Consider the following 17,949-nt stretch of genomic DNA (forward strand, 5'->3'; position numbering starts at 1 on the left):
TGTGGCCTCTGTGGTGATCTTTTTGTTAAAGTGCAACCAGCTCCGCGAAGACCTGCTCATTGGTGAACCCCTGCAGGTCGATCGACTTCGACCGGCACAGCGCGACGCACGTGCCGCAGCCCTGGCACACACCCTGGTTCACCTTCGCCACGGTCTTGATCAGCTTCCCGTCGCGGGTCTTGATCTCTTCGCGCTCGATCGCCTGGTATGGGCACGCCGACTCGCACAAAAAGCAGCCCACGCACGTCGAAAAGTGCGGCGGCCCGGAGCGGTTCACCACCGCCACCACCGGCTCGCGCGAAAGCTCGGCCTTGCTGAACAGACCGACGACCTTGCTCGCCGCGCCGGACGCCTGCGCCACCGTCTCGGGGATGTCCTTCGGGGCCTGGCACGCGCCGGCGACGAAGATCCCCGCCGTATTCATCTCGACCGGCCGCAGTTTTGGGTGCGCCTCCGACAGGAAATGATCCCCGTCGTAGCTCACCTTCATCTTCTGCGCGATTTCCTCGGCGTCCGCCTGTGCCACCATCGCGGTCGCGAGCACCACCAGGTCCGCCTCGATCTCGACCGGCATCGAGTTCAGCAGCGTGTCGACGCCCTTCACGATCAATTTGCCGTCGCGCTCGTAGATCCGCGCCACTCGGCCGCGGACGTAATGGACCTCGTCTTCCTCGATCGCCCGCCGGACGAACTCCTCGTACATCTTCCCGCCCGCGCGGATGTCCATGTAGAACACGTACGCCTGCCCGCCGTGCACCTTGTGCCGGTACAGCATCGCGTGCTTGGCCGTATACATGCAGCAGATTTTCGAGCAGTAGTTCAGCCCCTTCGCCGGGTCGCGCGAGCCGGCGCACGCGATGAACACGACCTTCGCCGGTGTCTTGCCGTCAGAAGGCCGCTTAATCGCGCCGAGGGTCGGTCCCGACGCCGACGCGAGCCGCTCGAACTGCAGCCCGGTGATGACGTCCTTGTGCTTGCCGTAGCCGTATTCGGGGAAAAAGTCCGTGCCTTTGACCTCATAGCCGGTCGCCGCGACCACCGCACCGACGTCCACGGTAATCAGCTCATCTTCCTGGTCGTAGCGCAGGGCCTTGGTCGGGCAGACCCGCTCGCACAGCTTGCACTTGCCCGTGCGGTAGTACGTACAATGCGCCCGGTCGATGACCGGCTTGTTCGGCACGGCCTGCGGGAACGGGACGTAGATCGCGGTCCGCATGCCGAGGCCGGCGTTGAACTCGCTGGGGATCTTCTTCGTCGGGCACTTCTGCGTGCACGCGCCGCAGCCGGTGCAGAGCTTCTCATCGATGCCGCGGGCCTTCTTGCGGATGGTCGCCTTGAAGTTCCCAATGAAGCCTTCCAGGCTCTCCAGCTCCGAGTACGTGTACAGCGTGATGTTCGGATGCTGCGCGACCTCGACCATGCGGGGCGTCAGGATGCACTGCGAACAGTCCAGCGTCGGGAACGTCTCCGAAAGCTGTGCCATGTGCCCCCCGATCGACGGGTCACGCTCGACCAGGATCACCTTGTGGCCGGCGTTCGCGATATCCAAGCTGGCCTGGATCCCCGCGATGCCGCCGCCGAGCACGAGCGCGGTCTTCGTGATCGGAACATTGATCGGGAACAGCGGCCGGTTGCGCTTCACCTTCTCGATCATGATCCGCACGAGATCGATGGCCTTCTCGGTCGTCGGCGGCAGCTTCTCATGCACCCACGAGCAGTGCTCGCGCAGGTTCGCCATCTCGCACAGGAACGGGTTCAGGCCGGCTTCGGCGCACGCCCGGCGGAACGTCGGCTCGTGCATGCGCGGCGAGCACGCCGCCACGACCACGCCCGTCAGCTTCTTCTCCTTGATAGCCTCTTTGATCTGGCTCTGTCCGGGGTCGGAGCACATGTACTTGTAATCGATGCTGTGCACGACACCGGGCAAGGCGGCGCAAGCCTGCGCGACCGCGGCACAATCCACCGTGCCCGCGATGTTCTCGCCGCAATGACAGATAAAAACACCGATCCGCGGCATGTTCAGTCTTCCTTCTGTCCGCTGGTCTGCAGGACGGGTTGCGGTGCGGCCGGCCGGGCCGCGAAGCGCACCGGCACGTGATGCCGATGCAGCCCCAGCGTCTGCTCATCCAGCCCCAACGCCAGCCCGAGCACCTGGCTGATGTAGAGCACGGGGACCGTGTAGTGTTGGCCGCGGTGGCTCGTGATCGCGTCCCGCCGCAGGTCCAGGTTCGTGTGGCACATCGGGCAGGCGACGACGAGCGCCTCGGCGCCGCGCCGCACCGCGTCCTCGACGATGCGCCCGGACAACTCCGCGACCGTGCTGGTGCGCGAGACTGACAAGCCGGCCCCGCAGCATTCCACCTTGAAGGCCCAGTCAATCGGCTCGGCGCCGGCGATCTTCATCAGCTCGTCCATTTCCTGCGGGTCTTCGGCCCGGGCACAGGTCGCGATTTTCGCGGGCCGCGTCAGGTAGCAGCCGTAGTAGCAGGCAACCTTGTGCGCAAACGGCACGCGGACCTTGTCCTTGAAGTTGTTCGTCACACAACGGGCCAGCACTTCCAGCGCGTTCAGTACCTCGGTGCGCCCCTGGTACGGCATCTCGATGATGTCTGCGATTTCCTTGCGCAGCGCCGCATTCTCCGCCAGCTCATGGCGCGTCGCCGCCAGCCGGCTGAAACACGCCGAGCACGGCACGAGCAACTCATCCAGCCCGGCCTTCTCAGCCAGCGCCAGAATTCGCGCGGGTAGCGCGAGCGCGAGCTTGTGATTCAGCGTGTGGGCGGCCGTCGCCCCGCAGCAGTTCCAATCCGGCACTTCGGCCAGTTCCAGGCCCAGCGCCGGCGCGATCGCGCGCAGCGACTCAAGGTACTCGCGCGAGGAGCCTTCCAGCGAGCACCCGGGGAAGAAGCCCATTCTCATGCGTGATCCGCCTTGCTTTTCTGGGTGCGCTCGAAGATGCGGGCGACCGCGGCCCTGCCGGCGATGGCGTGCGGCAGCAGGCTGAGCTTGCCGCGCGCCAGTAGCTTCGGCGCCACCAGCACGTCCTGGAACAGGTGCAGCGTCCGCAGCTTGTAAGTCGAGATCAGCCCCACCTCGTGCAGCCGGCCGCCACGCTTGATCGTGTCCAGAAACGCCTCGTGGAACGCCAAGATGTCCTTGGCCTTGGGATGCACCAGGCCGCGGGCCTGCGACTGCTGCCGCAGGTAGTCCATGATCCGCGGCAGGTCCACCTCCTGCGGGCAGCGCGCCGCGCACGTCTCACACGTCAGGCACAGCCAGATGCTCAGCGCCCGCAGCACCTGCTCCTCCGCGCCCGGCAACCCCAGCTGCAGCAGCCGCAGGACCTGGTTCGGGGCGTAGTCCATTTCGGCCGCCAAGGGGCAACCCGCCGAACACTTTCCACATTGGTAGCAATTGAAGACCGACTCGCCCGTGGCGGCACGTACCCGGGCCGGCAGCGTGTCCGCGTGGGCGGAGTCATGCGAGGAGCCGGACATCATGTTACTCCTGAGAGGCACACGCGGGCCCGGCGACACCCGGACGGTGCGCCCCCGCGCGGGTCGGATACTGTATCACAGGCGCGCCAGCGTGCCAGATACCCAGACCTTCAGACAACAATGTACCCTGGTGGAGTGCATGCGCCGTGCCAGCGCGGCTCCGGCGTGTCAGCGTGGCGCAAGCGCATGAGACGTTTGCGCTTACGACTGTACTCGGCGAATCGACGCACGGCCGGTCATCGAGCGCGCGGAAAAACCTCGCACCAGTTGGGAAAATCCCCCACAGCGACAGGCGGCCCGCTACGGCGCTGTGGCGGGCGTGTCCGGCGCCTCCGGCACGTCTGGCGCCACCTGGTCGATCTCGATCACCTCCGCGCGCTGGTTGCGCCGGTGTCCCGCGTCCTCATACGTCCGCGCGTTGATGCGGTCATTGTCGGCACAGGCGGTCAGCCGGATCTGGTTCCAGCCCAGCCCCTGCGCGACCAGCACCTCCGCGACCACGTAGGCGCGCTGGTACGAGAGTTCCATCCCGCGCGCCGGATGCTGGAATGCCTCGGCAGCGCTGCAGTGCCCGCGGACTTCCAGCATGGTCCGACACCCGCGGAACTGCGCGCCAAGTTGCTCAGCGCACTTGCGACCGACGTCATCCAGGACGGCGCTGTCGGTTTCGAACGGCACCACGCCGCCCGCCCCGAAGAGACCACCCTCGCGTACGGTCTGCACATCGTGGTCGGCCCCCTCCAGCCCCTCCTGCTCGGCCTGGCCCGAGCCACGCTGCCGCGCGAGCAGCCGCTGCACGAGCAGCACGTCGCGGGCATCGGTCGAGTCAAGCTGGACGGGATTGTTGAACGCCGCACGCACCGCGATCGCGAAATCAAGCTGCTCGGCCGACACCGCCGGGACCCCGGTGCTGGCGTCCTCGCCCCGGCGTTTGCCCTCGCCGCCGCCGCTGGGCGCTTTCATCGCCAGCGCCAGCAGGATCACGAAGAAGCCCATCTGGAGCATGACGTTGTCGGCAAACGAGATCAACCACTCCGGTGCGCCCTCGTGGGCCTCTTCGTGGCCGCCGCCATGCGGACCATGGTGGCCGTGACGGCCATGCCCGCCTGCGGCGGCCGCGTGGGCGGGCGGTGCGCCGGGCGCGTCCTGTGCGTCGGGATGGCGTTTCTCGGACATGGCGTGCAGTTCTGCGCTAGTTGTCGATGTTGATCTTGGCGCGCGTCGCGTGCGGCAGGAACGCCAGCATCTTCTCCATTGTCACGCGCGGGTTATCGCCCGCGCCGATCGAGAGGATCCCCTGCAGGATCATCTCGCGATTAATGATCTCCTCGCCGGAGCGCAGCGCCAGCTTGTCGCCAATCGGGCCGGCGACGGCATTGGCCATGATCGTGCCGTACATCGTCGCGACCACGGCGACCGCCAGCATGTGCCCCATGATCTCGACCTCGCCGCCGAGGTGGCCGAACATGCCGATCTGGCCGATCAGCGTGGCCACCAACCCGTAACCCGGGGCGTAGAGCTTGATCAGGTCAAAGAACTTCTTGCCCGCCTTGTGCCGCTCCTGCATCGAGAGCAGTTCCATGCGCAGGTTGGTCTCGATGGCATCCGGCGGCGTTCCGTCCACCAGCATCTTGAGCCCCTGCGACAGGAATTTGTCGTCTAGTTTTTCGACCTCCGACTCCAGCGCCAGCACGCCATCGCGGCGCCCCTTCTCGGACAGCTCGACGATCTGCTTGATTACCGCGCTCGGGCTGCGCGCCTTGTGAAACAGGAAGCGGCGTACGTAGCCGGGCACGCACTTGAGCTTGTCGGTCGGCATCGCCATCAGCGCCACGCTGATCGTGCCGCCGAAGACCATCACCATGCCCTTCTCGGAGTAGAAGATGGCCCAGTTGCCCTCGGACGCCCGGTACCCCACGTAGAGGCAGGCAGCAATCCCGATCAGGCTGCCGATGAGACTGGACTTGTCCACGACGCGCGTCTCCAGCTCAGCATGTCGCACCAGGCAAACCCGCGCCACGGCGCGCGCAACGCCGCACAGGCCAACAGCTTCCCATCAACAGTCATCGACGCCCGCGCCGACAGTATCGAATAGAAGTGCTCCGTCGCCGTCATCGCACACCCACTGTCCCCGTATTACGGGACGGCGCCCTGCGCCTAACCGCAATGCCGGCCCATAATGCCGCCGCGGACGACCCGTTCGGCACCCCGGGCTGACCACCCAGCGGCAGTCCTCGAGCCGCCCCGGGCACAGCGCATTCAGCGCGCCGCCCCGTCCCCCCTGTCCGGATAATCCTCTATGATGGGACCGTTCGTGCTGGTTCGACGTGAGGCCGCTCATGAGCCCGGACCCCGTTCCGCCTGACACCAACGCGGCACAACCCGCGGCACCTGCCCGCCGCCGGCTGGCCCTGCACTGGCAGATCGTGATTGGTCTGATCATCGGTGCGGTGGCCGGTCTCATCGCCAACGCGGCCTGCCCGCGTCAGGCCGATGGTACGCCGCACGCCGGCCTCGACTGGTTCGTCGTCAACATCGCCGGCCCCATCGGCCAGATCTTCCTTAATCTCATTTTTATGGTTGTACTGCCGCTGGTCTTCTCGGCGCTCGTGCTCGGCATTGCCGAGCTGGGCGACGTACGGCGGCTGGGTCGTATCGGCGCGAAGACGCTGGCGTACACGCTGATCCTGTCCACCTGCTCGGTGGCCATCGGCGTCGGGCTGGCGCGCACCGTGCAGCCCGGCGCGCACCTGGCGCAGGAGCGGCGCGACGAACTGCGGCAACGGTATGCGTCCGAGGCCGACGCGAAGATTGCCGACGCCCGCGCCGCCAAGAACCTGCGCGAGACCCTGCTCGAGCTCATCCCGCGCAACCCGCTGCAGGAGATGGTGGGCGCCGTGGATGGCAGCTCCCCCGGCGGCGGCATGCTGGCCGTGATGTTCTTTGCCCTGCTGTTCGGGATTGCGGTGACCTTGACGCCGGAACGCACGCGGCCCCTGATCGGTGTGCTGGAGGGCATCTTTGACGTCACCATGGTCGTCATCGGCTTCGCCATGCGCTTGGCGCCGCTGGCGGTTGGCGCCCTGGTCTTCCGCCTCACGGCCGTGCTCGGGATGGACATACTCCACACACTGGTCTGGTACGTACTGACCGTGCTGAGCGGGCTGGCCCTGCACCTGCTGATCGTGTATTCGCTGGCGGTCGGGCTGCTGGCGCGCATGAACCCGCTGCGGTTTTTCAGCCGCGTGACGGAGGCCGCCGTGACCGCCTTCGCGACCTCGTCATCCAACGCCACGCTGCCGACGGCGCTCCGCGTGGCGGACCAGCGCCTCGGCCTGCGGCGGGAGATCGGCACGTTCGTCCTTACGGTCGGCGCGACGGCGAACCAGAACGGGACTGCGCTGTACGAAGGCGTGACCGTGCTCTTCCTCGCCCAGGTCTTCGGCGTGGACCTGACTCTCACCCAGCAGATCACCGTCGCGGTCCTGGCGATCCTCGCCGGCATCGGCACTGCCGGCGTGCCGGGCGGCTCGCTGCCCCTCGTGGTGGTCATCCTGCAAACGGTGAGGATTCCCGCCGAGGGCATCGCGATCATCATCGGGATTGACCGGCTGCTCGATATGTGCCGCACGACCCTGAACGTCGTCGGCGATCTGGCGATCGCAACCTGCGTCGACCGCTCGGAACGCCACCGGGCCGCGCGCCACGCCCGTCAGGCGTCCAGCACCTGACGCACCCGCTGCAACAGCGCGCGCCGGCTGAACGGCTTTTCCAGGAACTGCACGCCGGCATCCAACACTCCATGGTGCGCGATCACGTTCGACGTGTAACCCGAGACGTAGAGCGTGCGCAGCGCCGGCCACAGCTCCGTCAGCGCCTCGGATACCTTCTTGCCATTCAGCTCCGGCATGATCACGTCCGTGATCAGCAGATCCACCGGCGTCTGCCGCGCGTGCGCCAGCTCCAGGGCCCGCGCGCCGTTTTCCGCAGCGGTAACGGCATAGCCCGCCTCCCCGAGCAAGTGCACCGTCAACTGACGCACCGTTGCGTCATCCTCGCACACCAGAATCGCTTCGTGCCCGCCGGGCGCATGCTCTTCCTGGCCTTCCAGGGTATATGCGACGGGCGGCGCGTCCACCGCCGGCAGGTAGACGCGAAACGTCGAGCCCTTCCGCGGTTCGCTGTAGACCGTGACGTGTCCGCCGGCCTGCCGGACGATGCCGTACACGGTTGCCAGCCCGAGCCCGGTCCCCTGGCCCAGGCCCTTGGTCGTGAAGAACGGCTCAAAGACCCGCTCAAGCATGCTGGCATCCATGCCGCAGCCCGTGTCGCTGACGCTGAGCACGACATGCATCCCGGTGCGGGCCTCGGCGTGGGTGGCAACGTACGCCGGGTCGAGCTCGGCGTTGGCCGTAGCAATCACGAGGTGCCCGCCGTCCGGCATCGCATCGCGCGCGTTCACCGCCAGGTTCACGATCACCTGCTCGATCTGCCCGGCATCGATGCGCACCGCGTGCAGGTCCGGCGCGGCGTCGATGGTCAGCGCCACGTTCTCCGTGAGCAGCCGGCGCAGCATCTTCTCCAGTTCCAGCAGCGTCTGATTCAGGTTCAGGATCGTCGGCTGGGACACCTGCCGCCGACTGAACGCCAGGAGTTGCCGCGTCAGCCCGGCGGCCCGTTGCGCACTGCGGTCGATCTGGCGCAGCTCCTCGAGCAGCGCATTGCCTGGAGCGCCGGCCTCGGCGCCGGCGATCGCCAGCTCGGTGTTGCCGAGAATCGCCGTCAGGATGTTATTGAAATCATGGGCCACGCCCCCCGCCAACTGGCCGATGGCCTCCAACTTCTGCGATTGGCGCAACTGGGCTTCGAGGCGCGCCTTCTCTTCGGCCGCGCGGCGGCGCGCGGTGATGTCCAGCACGGTGAACGAGACGCCCTTGGTCAGGTCCGCCGGATCGAGCGGCGCCGAACTCAGCAGCACGTCGATGATTTCGCCGTCCTTGCGCCGCCAGCGCGTCTCGACGGTGCCGGCGCCGTGCGCCTGGATCTGCGCGTACTTCGCGCGCCCGACGTATTCAAAGTCCTCGTCGCTGGGGTAGATCAGTCGTGCGGACTGGCCCAGCAGTTCATCGCGCGTGTAGCCCGTCAGCAGACAGCACTGGTCGTTCACCTCGCGGAACACGCGGCCGACGACGACGCCGATCCCGACCGGCGCCGCGCGGAAGATGCTCTTCAGGCGCGCCTCGCGCTCGCGCACCGCCTCCTCGGCCAGCGCGCGCGCGTGGATGGCCCGCCCCTGCTGCACGTTCTGGAAGGCGAGCTGCGACATCTGGTTGGCCACCAGGAACAGCGCGTGGGCCACGTTGCGGAACTGCTCCGTCGACATGACCGTGACCTCGGCCAGCGCCGCCCGGAACTCCGCCTCGTCCGCGCCGATCTCGCGCGCATAGGCGCACAGCCGCTCCTCGTCCAGGTCCGCGTTCCGCACCTGGCCGATCAGCCAGTTCGCAATATGCTGCTCGCCTACGAAGATGCTCGCGCCCGCGTCCCACAACCCGCCGCTCAGACACGGCCGCACGATCGGACCATCCGGGTTTGGTTGCCCCAGCACCGCGTCCGAACGCATGCAGTTCTCCAGCCCCTTGCCCGTGCGGCGAATGATCGTGCTGCACAGGCGACAGAAGTTGCTGGGGCGCGTCAGCGGCGTTCCATCCGGTTGCGTGATAATGGAGGCCACCCCGGTCGCCGCGGCGAAGGCGTCCTGTATCCGCTGGATCTCCGCCATGTCGAACAGGTCCGCGAACGATAGGCGCAGCTCCTCGTCGGCGGGGCTGGTGAGCTGTTGGAGTCGCCCGCGCAGTTGGTCCTCGGCACGCTTGCGTTCCGTAATGTCCTGCGCGATCGCGAGGATGCCGCTCGGCTTTCCGTCATCATCAAACAGGCAGTCCACGTTCCAGAGCAGCGTGTGCTCGCGACCGTCCGCCGCGCGCAGTGATTTCTCGTAACTGCGCAGCGGCTCGCCCGCCAGGAGGCGCGGCAAGTCCGCCAGCACATCGGCGCGGACGTCCGGCGGGAGCAGCCGGTCGAAGTAGTTCTGGCCCAGGACCTCGGCGCGGGTGCGCCCGTAGATCCGCTCCGCCTCGGGGTTGAACTCCAAAATGCGCCCGTCCGGCGCCAGGTACAGGACGACGGTGGTCGCGGACTGGACCAGCGTCCGGAAACGATCCTCGCTGGCCCGCAGGAGGTCCTCGGCCCGCCGCCGGGCAGCCACTTCCTGCTGCAGCTCCTCGTTCACGACCCCCAGGCGCGCCGCATTCGCGCGCAGTTGCTCGTACAGCAGCGCATTCTGCACGCCCATCCCGATGGCGCGCGACAGCGTCTCGAGAAACTCCGCCTGCGCCGCGAAGTCACGCGGGGTCTTGGACGCCAGCCCCAGCACGCCCACGATCGCGTCACCGCCCCGCAGCGGCAGTGCGGCGAACGAGCGCAGCCCTGCGTCGCGGCACTCCGGCAACGTGCAGCGCGGGTCGCTCAGGATGTCCGCCGCGAAGATCGGCGTACCGTTGCTTACCGCCACGCCGCACAGGCACTCCCCGACCCGATGCACTGGCGACCGCAGGTGCTCCTCCAGCGCCGATGGCGCGCGATAGGCCTGCAATTGCAGCTCATCGCCCACGCGCAGAAAGAGCAGGGCGAGATCGGGCGCCACGGGTCCATCCAGACCGGCGAGGGCCGCCCGCGCCACCTCCCCCAGCGACAGGTTCGCGCACACTCGCTGCGTCAGTGTGTGCAGCGCGGCCAGCTCGCGCGCGCGTTGTGCGACGTCGGCCGCCGCGCGCCGCTGCGCCGTAATGTCGTGCAGGATACAGTGCGCCTGCTGAAAGCGACCGCCCGCGTCGCGGCTGACCCGACCATCCATGGCAAACACCAGTGCCCGCCCGTCCTTGTGCACGAGCTCGAACTCCGCGCCGCGGATGAGCCCGTCGCGTTTGAAGTGCGGGAAGCGGTGGCGGAACTGCTCGCGTGACGCAGCGGTGAGAAAATCCCCCAGCCATCGGCCGATTACCTCGCCGCGCGTGTACCCCAGCGCCTCCAGCCAAGCCGCGTTCACATCCCGTACGTGCCCCGTTTCGTCCAGCGACTGGCACGCCACGGGCCCATCCTGACAAAACTGTCGGAAATGCGCCTCACTCTCCTCCAGGCCCGCTTGGGCGTCGCGCGACTGCGCCTCTGCGCCCGCGCGCGTGGCCGCGGCGGCGCGCACTGCCTGCGTCTCACCCGACACCCACGGCGCACGTCCGTCTCGTTCCGGCCCCATCGTACACCCTCGCGCCGCACCAAAGACGTGCCGTGTGCGTCCCGACGCCCGACTACCCACGCTTCTGCACCGGCGCGACGCCCTTCGCTGCCGACATTATAGCCCAGTCGCGGTCAAAACCAGTCCCGGCAATGCAAAACACGCATTCCTTGCGCCACCGCTGGGCATCCGCCGGCGGGTATGGCCGCTTTGTCGCCGCCGGGCTTGACACAACGGCCTGCGGCGGCGAAGAAAGCGCACGTGACCTTTGATCTGTAACCCCCGTGGAAACGCCCGTGGCCAATGACTCGCTGTCCGACACCACGCCCGCGCCCGGCTCGGAAACGGCGCACGCAGCGCCCGCGGTGGGCCGCTGGCACCTGCATCGCCGGCTCTACAACTGGGTGCTGCACTGGGCGGAGACTCCGCACGGGGCCGTCGCCCTGTTCGCTCTCGCGTTCGCCGAGTCGAGCTTCTTCCCGATTCCACCCGATGTGCTGCTGATCGCGCTCGTGCTCGGCGCTCGCCGGCGCTGGTGGTGGCTCGCGACCCTATGTGCCCTCGGCAGCGTGGCGGGCGGGGTGGCGGGCTACATGATCGGCCGCGGTCTGATGGATACGCTCGGGTGGGGCATCATCCGCTTCTATCACGCCGAAGAGTACTGGAAGCAGGTCAACACGCTGTACGCGAAGTACGATTACTGGATCGTCTTCACCGCGGCGTTCACGCCGATCCCATACAAGGTCTTCACGATCGCGTCCGGCGCGTTTCACATGAACCTGCTCGGCTTCGTGCTCGTGTCGGCGGTCGGGCGCGCGGTGCGCTTCTTCCTCGTCGCGTTTTTGCTGTACCTCTTCGGCCCGCCGATGCGGCGCCTGATCGAGAAACATTTTGACTGGCTGTGCGTGCTCTTCGTGGTGCTGCTCGTCGGCGGATTTGTCGTGATCAAATACGTCTTCTGAGTCCCAGCCGCAGCCGTGAGGTCGCGAGGCAATGGAACAATCCTGGATGTGGTGGGGCGGGTTCCTGGTGGCTGTGCTGGCCATGCTGGCTGTCGACCTGGGCGTGTTCCAGCGCCGCTCGCATCAGATCCGCTTCAAGGAAGCGCTGCTGTGGAGCATCTTCTGGATCGCCATCGCGCTCGTGTTCAACCTCGGCCTGTGGCTCGGCTGGATCGGCAGCTACCCGCCTGCAGAGCGCGGCCACGCGGCGATCACTTTTCTGACGGCCTACCTGCTGGAGAAATCGCTCAGCGTCGACAACCTGTTCGTCTTCTCGGTGATCTTCTCGTACTTCGCCGTGCCGCCCAAGTACCACCACCGGGTGCTGTTCTATGGCATCCTCGGGGCCCTGGTCTTCCGCGCGATTTTCATCTTCGGCGGCCTGTGGCTGATCGAGAAGTTCGCGTGGATGGTGTACGTCTTCGGCGTGTTCCTGATCATCACCGGCATCAAGCTCGGCCTCGCCAAGGACAAGGAGATCCAGCCCGACCGCAACCCGGTGCTGCGGCTGGCGCGCGCCGTGCTGCCGCTGACGAACCACTACGTGGACGGGCATTTCATCACGCGCCATACGCCCTCCCCCGACGACGGGCCCGATCTCATCGCGCCCCATTGCGAGGGCGCCAAGCTGGTCGCCCCCACCGCCGGCCGGCTCCTGGCCACGCCCCTGCTGCTGGTGCTCATCTTCATCGAAGTCACCGACGTGATGTTCGCCGTCGACTCGATCCCCGCTGTCATCGGCGTGACCCGCGACTCGTTCATCGTCTTCACGTCCAACGTTTTCGCGATCCTCGGTTTGCGGGCGATTTACTTCGTCATTGCGGCGTTCGTGAAGATGTTCCACTACCTGTCGCACGGGCTGGCCGTGCTGCTCGTCTTCATCGGCGTCAAGATGCTCACCGAGCCGATCCTGCACTACAAGATGAAGCCGATCCACTCGCTCGCAGTCGTCGCGATGATCCTCACCGTCGCCGTCGTGGCGTCGTTGCTGCGGCGCCGCAACACCGGGGCGCCCGCCGAGGAGCACGCCTCTGCCAGTTGACCCGGTGCCGGCGGCGGCCGGGCAACGCAGCGCGTCCCGGCGCCGCCGCACGTCACCCCCTTGACTTCCGCGCTCCGATGTTTCAAACTACCGCTTCAAACGTATGTTCAGCATGGGTCCGCCGCCGTGACCGAGCATTCTCAACCCGCTACGCGACAACGGCTGCTGGACGCGGCCGGCGAGGTGTTTGCCGAGCGCGGCTTCCGGCTCGCCACCGTGCGTGACATCTGTCAGCGCGCCGGCGCGAACATCGCCGCCATCAACTATCACTTCCGCGACAAGGAAGGGCTCTACGCCGCCGTCCTGCGCGACGCGCACCAGGCCGCGCACGAGAAGTACCCCCCCACGCTCGGCCTGACCGCGCACGCCACGCCGGAAGAGCGGCTGCGCGCGTTCGTGCGCAGCCTGCTGGCCCGGATGCTCGACCTCGGCCGGCCGGCCTGGCACGGCTTGCTCATGGCGCGCGAGATGCTCGAGCCGACGGCGGCGTTCGACACGTTCATCACCGACTCGATCCGGCCGCGCTACCGGCTGCTGGCCGAAATCGTGCGCGACCTGTGCCCGGCCGCCGACAGCGATGAGAAGCGGAACCTGCTGGCCAATAGCATCGTCGGCCAGTGCCTGCACTACCATCACGCCCGGCATCTGCTCGCGCGGCTGTTGCCGGGGCAGCGCTGGCCGACCGACGTGGACCGCCTCACCGATCACATCGTGCGCTTCTCGCTGGCCGCGCTAAAATCGAAGACACTATTCCCGAGGACCACCCCGTGAGGTGCGCGACACCGCGACCATTGCCGTGGCTTGCGATTCTGGTAGCCGGGTTCGCAGGCTGCTCCCGGCACGACGCGGCGGCCAACCGGTCGCACGCCGTCCAGGCCGATCCCCTGCCGGTCAAAGTCGCCACCGCTGTCCGACAGGACGTGCCCGTCGAGCTGCACTCGATCGCGCGCGCGGCAGCCTACGCCACCGTGACCGTCAAGCCGCAAGTCACCGGGCAGATCGTCGCCGCGCACTTCGCCGAGGGCCAGGACGTCCAGGCCGGAGACCTGCTCTTCGATTTGGACGCGCGCCCCTTCGAGGCCGCGTTACGGGAGGCCGAGGCGACGCTCGCCAAGAACACCGCCCTGGCGGACGACGCCGAGGCCGAAGCGCAGCGCTCCACCGGCCTGTTCCGGCAGGGGGTGGCCACGCAGCGCGAGTACGAGACCAGCGTGGCGACGGCGGCATCCTTACGCGCGACGGTGCAGGCCGCCCGGGCTGCGGTCGACGAAGCCAAGCTCAACCTGGAGTACTGCGCCGTCCGCTCGCCACTCGCCGGCCGCACCGGTACACGCCTGGCCGACCCGGGTAACGTCGTCAAGGCCAACGAATCCGAACTGGTGGTCATCAATCAGATCAACCCGATCTACGTCACGTTCGCGGTGCCCGAGCAGCACTTCGCCGCCGTCGTCGCGCGCCAGGCTCACGGCCGGTTGCCCGTGGTCGCGACCATTCCCGGCGACAGCGGCCTGCCCGAGCGCGGCGAATTAACCTTCATCGACAATCAGGTCGACTCGATGACGGGCATGCTCAAGCTGAAGGCAACTTTCGCCAACGAGCAACGCCGCCTGTGGCCCGGCCAATACGTCAACGCCGTGCTGACGCTGACCATGCAGCCCAACGCGGTCGTTGTGCCGAACGCCGCAGTGCAAACGGGCCAGGCGGGGGACTTCGTGTACGTCGTGCAGAGTGACAACACGGTCGAACTGCGGCCCATCGTCGCCGGTCTGCGTTTCAACCACCACACTGTGATCGAGCAGGGCGTTGAAGCCGGCGAGCGCGTCGTGACCGAGGGTCAGCTCCGGCTGGTGGCGGAAGCCAAAGTGAGCATCAAGGACGGGGCCGCCACGACGCAGGAAGCCCGCCCATGAACCTCCCGGAGCTGTGCATCCGTCGTCCCGTAATGACGACGCTCCTGATGCTGGGCCTGGTCGTGTTCGGCGTCATGGGTTACAGCCTGCTCCCGGTCTCCGACCTGCCGAACGTCGATTACCCCACGATCCAGGTCTCCGCCAGCCTGCCGGGGGCCAGTCCGGACACGATGGCCTCCTCCGTGGCCACGCCGCTGGAGCGCGAGTTTTCGACCATCGCCGGCATCGATTCAATGTCCTCGACCAGCGTGCTGGGCACAGCGCAGATCACGTTGCAGTTCAATCTCACCCGCGACATCGACGCCGCCGCCCAGGACGTGCAGGCGGCGATCGCCCGCGCCCAGCGGCGCCTGCCGCCCGAAATGCCGAACCCGCCCTCGTTCCGCAAGGTGAACCCCGCGGACCATCCCGTGCTGCTCCTCGCGCTCACGTCGCCGTCGCTGCCGCTGTACACGCTGAACGAATACGCGGACACGCTGATGGCACAGCGCATCTCGATGGTCAACGGCGTCGCCCAGGTCATGGTCTTTGGGGCCCAGAAATATGCCGTCCGCGCCCAGGTCGACCCGCGCAAGCTCGCGGCCCACGAGATCGGCATCGACGAGGTAGCGACCGCGATCCGCAACGCGAACGTCAACCTGCCCACCGGCGCACTCTACGGTCCGCAAACCGCGCTGACCATCGAAGCCACGGGGCAACTGCTCAGCGCCAGCGCCTACCGCCCGCTGATCGTCGCGTATCGCAACGGGAACCCCGTGCGGCTCGAACAACTCGGCCGCGTGATTGACAACGTCGAGAACGACAAGACCGCCGCCTGGTTCGTCGACCAGCGCGCGATGGTCCTGGCCATTCAGCGCCAGCCCGGCACGAACACGGTCGCGGTCGTCGATGCCGTCAAGGACCTGCTCCCATCCTTCCAGTCCCAGCTTCCGGCGTCAGTGTCCATCCGCGAGCTTTACGACCGCTCCGCGTCCATTCGCGAGTCGGTGCGCGACGTGAGATTCACGCTCTGGCTGACGCTCGCCCTGGTCGTTATGGTCATTTTCCTGTTCCTGCGCAGCCTGACCGCCACGGCCATCCCCAGTGTCGCCATGCCCATGTCGCTCGTGGGCACGTTCGCCGTCATGTACCTGCTCGGCTACAGCCTCGACAACCTCTCCCTGATGGCCCTCACGCTGTCCGTCGGGTTCGTCGTCGACGACGCGATCGTCATGCTCGAGAACATCGTCCGGCACATGGAGCTGGGCGAGGGCACTCTGACCGCCGCGCTCAACGGATCGCGCGAGATCGGTTTCACCATCATCTCGATGACGCTCTCGCTCGTGGCCGTGTTCATCCCGGTGCTGTTCATGGGCGGGCTCGTCGGCCGCCTGCTCAGCGAGTTCGCCGTGACGATCGGCGTCGCCATTCTGGTGTCCGGCGTCATCTCCCTGACGCTGACGCCGATGCTGTGCAGCCGCTTCATTCGACCGCCGAGCACGATTCGCCACGGCCACCTGTATGCTGTCTCCGAGCGCTTCTTCCGGGGCATGCTGAACGTCTACGCCTGGGGCCTGCGCGGGGTGCTGCGTCACCGGCGCTTGACGATGCTCTTCTCGCTCGCCGTGTTGGTGGCGACCGTCTACCTGTTCAGGAAGGTGCCGCAGGGGTTCTTCCCGAGTGAGGACGCCGGACGCATCTCCGCCCAGACCGAGGGCGCCGAGGGCACGTCGTTCGAGGCCATGGTGCGCTATCAACAGGCGGCCGCCGAAGTCGTGCGCGCGGACCCGCGCGTCGAGGCATTCATGTCGTCCGTCGGCGGCGGCGGGCGTGCCATGGGCAGTAACGCCGGGTCCATGTTCATCAAGCTGAAGCCGCGCGCGCAGCGCGACGCTTCCGTCGATCAGGTCATCCAGGACTTGCGACCCAAGCTCGCCGCGGTGCCGGGTATCCGCGTCTTCCTGCAGAACCCGCCGACGATTCCGATCGGCGGCCGCATGGCCAAGAGTCAATACCAGTACACGCTGCAAAGCCCCGATACGAACGATCTCTACCGCTATGCGCCCGTGCTTGCGGAGAAGATGAGCGACCTGCCCGGCTTCCAGGACGTCACGACCGACCTGCAGCTTGCGAACCCGCAGATCACCGTGCAGATCGACCGCGACAAGGCCACCACGCTCGGCGTCACGGCTGCGCAGATCGAGTCCGCCCTCTCGTATGCCTACGCGGCCCAGCAGATTTCGACCATCTATGCCCCGAACAACCAGTACCAGGTCATTCTCGAACTCGCGGACGAATACCAGGCGAACGCCGCCGCCCTGTCGCTGCTCTACGTGCGCTCCGACCGCGGTACACTGGTCCCGCTCGATGCGGTCGCGGACCTGGTCCCCACCGTCGGGCCGCTGTCGGTGAACCACTCCGGCCAGTTGCCGGCCGTGACGATCTCGTTCAACCTCCAGCCGGGCCACGCGCTCGGCGACGCCGTCGCCGCGGTGAACGACCTGGCCCGCGAAACCCTGCCGGCGGACATGAGCACCAGCTTCCAGGGCACCGCCCAGGCGTTCCAGGCGTCGCTGGGCAACCTGATCACGCTGCTCATTGTCGCGATCCTGGTCATCTACATGGTGCTGGGCATCCTGTACGAGAGCTTCTTCCACCCCATCACGATCCTGTCGGCGTTGCCGTTTGCGGGTTTCGGCGCGCTGGCCACGCTGCTGATCTTCAAGGTCGAGCTGAGCCTGTACGCCTTCGTCGGCATCATCATGCTCATCGGTTTGGTCAAGAAGAACGGCATCATGATGATCGACTTCGCCCTCGAGGCGCAGCGCAACGAGGGCAAGCCGCCGCTGGACGCCATCTACGAAGCCTGCCTGATCCGCTTCCGCCCGATCATGATGACCACGATGGCGGCGTTGATGGGCACGCTGCCGATCGCGCTCGGCTACGGCGCCGGGGCCGAGTCGCGCCAGCCGCTCGGTCTGGCGGTTGTCGGCGGTCTGCTGTTCTCACAGCTTCTCACCCTCTACGTGACGCCGGTGTTCTTCGTGTACATGGAGAAGCTCCGGATGCTCTTCCACCGCCGGCCCCGCCACGCGGCTGGTGCAGCGACGCCGGTCCTGGCGCCGGTGCCGATCAGCGGCGAAAGCCCCAGCTTCACGCCGGGCTCGCAGAGCTGACCGGCTTGCCCCGCCGCGCGTTCCCCTCCCGCCACCCCGATGCGTCGCAC

The 17,949-nt window shown here is 67.1% G+C and carries 12 protein-coding genes; 6 read left to right on the forward strand and 6 right to left on the reverse strand.

Translation table 11 applies throughout. The features are described from left to right. Window positions 1-25: 25 nt before the first annotated feature. The 5 genes from KA383_04745 to KA383_04765 form a co-directional block, all read right to left on the reverse strand. On the reverse strand, window positions 26-2,017 hold the full coding sequence (locus KA383_04745; GenBank protein MBP7745418.1) for a CoB--CoM heterodisulfide reductase iron-sulfur subunit A family protein: 1,992 nt from the start codon (window positions 2,015-2,017) through the stop codon (window positions 26-28). Window positions 2,018-2,019: 2 nt separating this feature from the next. Then, window positions 2,020-2,919 carry a CoB--CoM heterodisulfide reductase iron-sulfur subunit B family protein gene (locus tag KA383_04750; protein MBP7745419.1) on the reverse strand — a complete coding sequence of 300 codons (900 nt, stop codon included), beginning with the start codon at window positions 2,917-2,919 and terminating at the stop codon, window positions 2,020-2,022. Next, on the reverse strand, window positions 2,916-3,497 hold the full coding sequence (locus tag KA383_04755) for a 4Fe-4S dicluster domain-containing protein (GenBank protein MBP7745420.1): 582 nt from the start codon (window positions 3,495-3,497) through the stop codon (window positions 2,916-2,918). The genes KA383_04750 and KA383_04755 overlap by 4 nt, the downstream gene beginning before the upstream one ends. Window positions 3,498-3,797: 300 nt before the next feature. Then, window positions 3,798-4,673 (reverse strand): hypothetical protein, encoded by an 876-nt coding sequence (locus KA383_04760; GenBank protein MBP7745421.1) that lies wholly within the window; start codon window positions 4,671-4,673, stop codon window positions 3,798-3,800. A 16-nt stretch (window positions 4,674-4,689) separates the two neighbouring features. Continuing rightward, the gene (locus tag KA383_04765; protein MBP7745422.1) at window positions 4,690-5,499 is read right to left on the reverse strand and encodes a MotA/TolQ/ExbB proton channel family protein; all 810 of its coding nucleotides are present in this window, start codon (window positions 5,497-5,499) and stop codon (window positions 4,690-4,692) included. Between the two features lie 337 nt (window positions 5,500-5,836). Here KA383_04765 and KA383_04770 point away from each other — a divergent pair, with 337 nt between their 5' ends. Then, window positions 5,837-7,228, forward strand: coding sequence for a dicarboxylate/amino acid:cation symporter (locus KA383_04770; protein ID MBP7745423.1), 1,392 nt, complete (start codon window positions 5,837-5,839; stop codon window positions 7,226-7,228). Here the strand turns inward: KA383_04770 and KA383_04775 are convergent. Further along, complete coding sequence (locus tag KA383_04775) at window positions 7,210-10,812, reverse strand: PAS domain S-box protein (protein MBP7745424.1); 3,603 nt, start codon at window positions 10,810-10,812, stop codon at window positions 7,210-7,212. The two genes, KA383_04770 and KA383_04775, sit on opposite strands and share 19 nt — an antisense overlap. 359 nt (window positions 10,813-11,171) lie before the next feature. Between KA383_04775 and KA383_04780 the strand changes: the two genes are divergently transcribed. The 5 genes from KA383_04780 (at window position 11,172) to KA383_04800 (ending at window position 17,899) form a co-directional block, all read left to right on the forward strand. Further along, complete coding sequence (locus KA383_04780; GenBank protein ID MBP7745425.1) at window positions 11,172-11,753, forward strand: DedA family protein; 582 nt, start codon at window positions 11,172-11,174, stop codon at window positions 11,751-11,753. A gap of 31 nt (window positions 11,754-11,784) precedes the next feature. Then, window positions 11,785-12,834, forward strand: coding sequence for a TerC family protein (locus KA383_04785; protein MBP7745426.1), 1,050 nt, complete (start codon window positions 11,785-11,787; stop codon window positions 12,832-12,834). A gap of 126 nt (window positions 12,835-12,960) precedes the next feature. Continuing rightward, window positions 12,961-13,605 carry a CerR family C-terminal domain-containing protein gene (locus KA383_04790; protein ID MBP7745427.1) on the forward strand — a complete coding sequence of 215 codons (645 nt, stop codon included), beginning with the start codon at window positions 12,961-12,963 and terminating at the stop codon, window positions 13,603-13,605. Further along, window positions 13,602-14,744 carry an efflux RND transporter periplasmic adaptor subunit gene (locus tag KA383_04795; GenBank protein ID MBP7745428.1) on the forward strand — a complete coding sequence of 381 codons (1,143 nt, stop codon included), beginning with the start codon at window positions 13,602-13,604 and terminating at the stop codon, window positions 14,742-14,744. Before KA383_04790 ends, KA383_04795 begins: the two co-directional genes overlap by 4 nt. Continuing rightward, on the forward strand, window positions 14,741-17,899 hold the full coding sequence (locus KA383_04800; protein MBP7745429.1) for an efflux RND transporter permease subunit: 3,159 nt from the start codon (window positions 14,741-14,743) through the stop codon (window positions 17,897-17,899). Before KA383_04795 ends, KA383_04800 begins: the two co-directional genes overlap by 4 nt. The last annotated feature ends 50 nt before the right edge of the window (window positions 17,900-17,949 follow it).

The organism is Phycisphaerae bacterium (assembly GCA_017999985.1).
Classification (GTDB): domain Bacteria; phylum Planctomycetota; class Phycisphaerae; order UBA1845; family Fen-1342; genus JAGNKU01.